Annotated in this window: 2 protein-coding genes; both read left to right on the top strand. The window is 48.4% G+C overall.

The genetic code is table 11. The features are described 5' to 3' along the window. A partial coding sequence (locus tag GX089_04950) for a 2-oxo acid dehydrogenase subunit E2 (GenBank protein ID NLP01823.1) occupies nt 1–1,196 on the top strand: 1,196 nt, incomplete at its 5' end. A gap of 339 nt (nt 1,197–1,535) precedes the next feature. Continuing rightward, a complete protein-coding gene (lpdA, locus tag GX089_04945) occupies nt 1,536–2,924 on the top strand; it encodes a dihydrolipoyl dehydrogenase (GenBank protein ID NLP01822.1) in 1,389 nt (462 codons plus the stop codon). Nucleotides 2,925–3,218: the final 294 nt, after the last annotated feature.

Genomic DNA, 3,218 nt, shown 5'->3' with positions numbered 1-3,218 from the left:
CTACTATGGAGACTGGTACAATCACTTCCTGGCATAAAAAGGAGGGGGAGGAGTTCGGTGTCGGTGATTTGCTTTGTGAGGTAGAGACAGACAAGGCCACCATGGATTATGAATCGACTACCGAGGGTGTGCTGCTTAAGATAGTGGCTCCTGAGGGGTCGAGTGTCAGGGTGGGTGATCCTATAGCTGTGGCTGGTGAGGCTGGAGAGGATATATCATCTTTACTAAAGCAGATTTCGGGCAAGGGAAAGGAGAAAGTTTCTAAGGAGAAAGAAAAAAGGGAGCTGACTCCTCCGCCGCCTCGCAAGGAGGAGGAGAGAGTGCCCTCTTTGGAGCGGGAGCCGCCGGAGGTCAGGGAACCGGAAATGGTAACAATGAGGGCATCACCCCTGGCCCGGGAAATAGCCAGGCAGAAGCGGATCGATCTGAGGACGGTAAGGGGGAGTGGACCGCGGGGCAGGATAGTTAAAGAGGATGTAGAGCGGGCGGCTGTGGGCGGAGCGGTTGAAGCGCCTGTCAAAAAAGCTGATGAGTCGATAGCTGTTTCTCAGATGCGAAGTATCATTGCAAAGAGGCTTTCTGAATCGAAATTCAGTGCACCTCATTACTATCTTACAGTTTCTGTTTGTGTGGACAGGATGATTGCTGCCCGCAGTGAATTGAATGAGGGAAGGGAGAAGAGGGTTTCTCTCAATGCTTTTCTTATAAAATTTGTGGCTGAGGCGCTCAAAAGGAATCCGGTGGTGAACTCCACCTGGGCAGGGGATGAGATTATCAGACATCATTCTCAGGATATCGGGATAGCGGTTGCGCTGGAGGATGGCCTTATTACTCCTGTGGTGAGAGATTGCGGGTCCATGGGGATAATTGATATCGATGCGGAGCTTCGGGAGCTTGTCAAGAGATCCCGAGAGGGCAGGTTGACGCCTGAAGAGTATACCGGTGCCACATTTACAATCAGTAATCTTGGTTCCTATGGTGTCCGTCAGTTCACAGCCATTATCAACCCCCCGGGATCATCGATACTTGCAGTAGGCGAGATATTCAAAGAGCTGTCTGCAGATGGATCTGGTGTAAAGAGCATGATGCTTCTTACTCTTTCAAATGATCACAGGGTGATCGATGGAGCGGTGGCGGCCCGGTTTGCTTCTGATCTGAAGAAGATCATGGAGAATCCTGTTACGGTTCTTTATTGAGAGGGGGAACTGCCTATTAAGTTGTTGGACTGGATTCCTGCTTTCCGGGCTGGGTTCATAATCCTAAATGGCCTAACCTTAATTCGGGTATTTGTAATCAATTGGGCAAAGGCCACATTTAGTTTTAATTAACATCAGAAGGAATGACGATTAGGAGAGGATATGTATTATGGCAATTGTTGCCTCGAGGCATCATGCCTGTGAAAACAGGCATCCATCTTACCGTATTAAATTGAATTTCTGTAATAAGCATTCATTAATTTAATACCAGCAGGAAAACCGATACTGCTGATTTATGGAATATGAATTAGCGCTTAGAAAAGTACTGGAGGACAGAGAATGTCGGATAATTTTGATGTAGCGGTAATAGGTTCGGGGCCGGGCGGATATGTAGCAGCGATCAGGGCTGCGCAACTGAAGCAGAGGGTTATCATCATAGAGAAGGACAAGCTGGGCGGGGTTTGTCTTAACATCGGCTGTATTCCATCGAAGGCTCTGATTCATCAGGCGCATGTATTCAATTCCAGAATGGCTCTTGAGGGGATGGGTGTAAAGGTTGATGTATCCTCATTTGATTATTCGAAAGTAAATGCTGCATCACGCAAGGCAGCGGATACTCTTTCCAGGGGTGTGGCATATCTGCTCAAGAAAAACGGGGTAACTGTGGTGAACGGTACGGGGGTACTGGTTTCTGACCGGGAGATACTTGTAAACAATGAGAAGCGGATAACTGCAAAAGCGATTATACTGGCTACCGGTTCTTCCCCTCGTCAGATAAAAGGGTTTGAGTTCGATGAGCAGGTTGTGCTCTCATCAACGGGTGCGCTTCTTATGCAGAAGCTGCCCGGTTCGATGTTGATTCTGGGTGGTGGTGCGATAGGTGTTGAATTCGCGCATATTGTTTCCTCATTCGGGGTGAAGGTAACAATAGTAGAGATGATGGACAGGATTCTTCCCGGTGAAGATGCGGAGGTGTCAGAGCTTCTGCGCCGATCTTTTGTAAAGAGAGGAATGGATATTCGGGTTGGCACAAAAGCGGTCTCGATGGAGAGGAGATCTGAGGGGGCGGAAGTTGTCCTGGAGAACAGGGAGGGAGTGCGGGAGACGATTTCGGTGGAGAGGGTGCTGGTTGTGACTGGGAGGGTTCCAAACACAGAGGGTATCGGTTTGGAGGCTTTGGGGATAAAAACGGATAGAGGTTATGTTTTGACAGGTGATTACGGCGAGACATCTGTGAAGGGTGTTTATGCTATCGGGGATATTGTCCCCACACCTCTTCTTGCCCATGTGGCATCGAAGGAGGGGGAGATAGCGGCAGAGCATATCGCTGGATATCCGGGAGAGAGGCGTTTAGATCCTCTGGCGGTTCCGGGTGCTATATACACTGAGCCTCAGGTGGCCAGTTTTGGTTATACAGAATCGGCAGCAAAGGAGAAGGGGATCGCTTGTGAAACGAGGTCATTTCCCTACAAGGGTGTGGGGAAGGCGGTTGCCGAGGGGCGTGCTGAGGGGTTTGTAAAGGTGGTTTTTGAGAGTTCCACACATGAGATTCTGGGTGTGCATGCGATAGGTGCTGAGGCAACGGAGCTTATTCATGAGTATTTGCTGGCTAAGAAAAGCGAGCTGCTTCCATCGGAGATTGCCGGTATGATCCATGCTCATCCTACCATGTCCGAGGCTGTTATGGAGTCAGCGAGGGCGGTTGAGGGGTGGGCTATCCACTCTTAACTGCTGATAAAGCTGATTAGACTGATTCCACTGATTTAATATAAAAAAGATCTTTTTGTTATTATTGATGTCTGAATTATCTGCTTGGTAAGCGCAGATAATTCAGACAACGCAAATTCTTTCTTTAATCAGGTCAATCAGGCTAATCAGTTTAATCAGTGGTTGTAGGTCTGGTAATTGCATTTCATTTCCTTCCAAGAACCTGAATTCTGCGATTTCTGCGGGTAACGGGTTAATTACAGCTTTTCCGCTTCATCATTTTTCCCAGGATGGTTTTCATTATGAGGGGACTCG

This window comes from Fibrobacter sp. (genome assembly GCA_012523595.1).
In the GTDB taxonomy this organism is placed as follows: Bacteria; Fibrobacterota; Chitinivibrionia; order Chitinivibrionales; family Chitinispirillaceae; genus JAAYIG01.
Note: the sequence above shows the minus strand (reverse complement) of the source record. Positions and strands in the feature narration are given on the sequence as shown.

Excerpts from the sequence above, each read along its gene's own strand:
- lpdA (NLP01822.1), top strand. The coding sequence starts at position 1,536 with ATGTCGGATAATTTTGATGTAGCGGTAATAGGTTCGGGGCCGGGCGGA.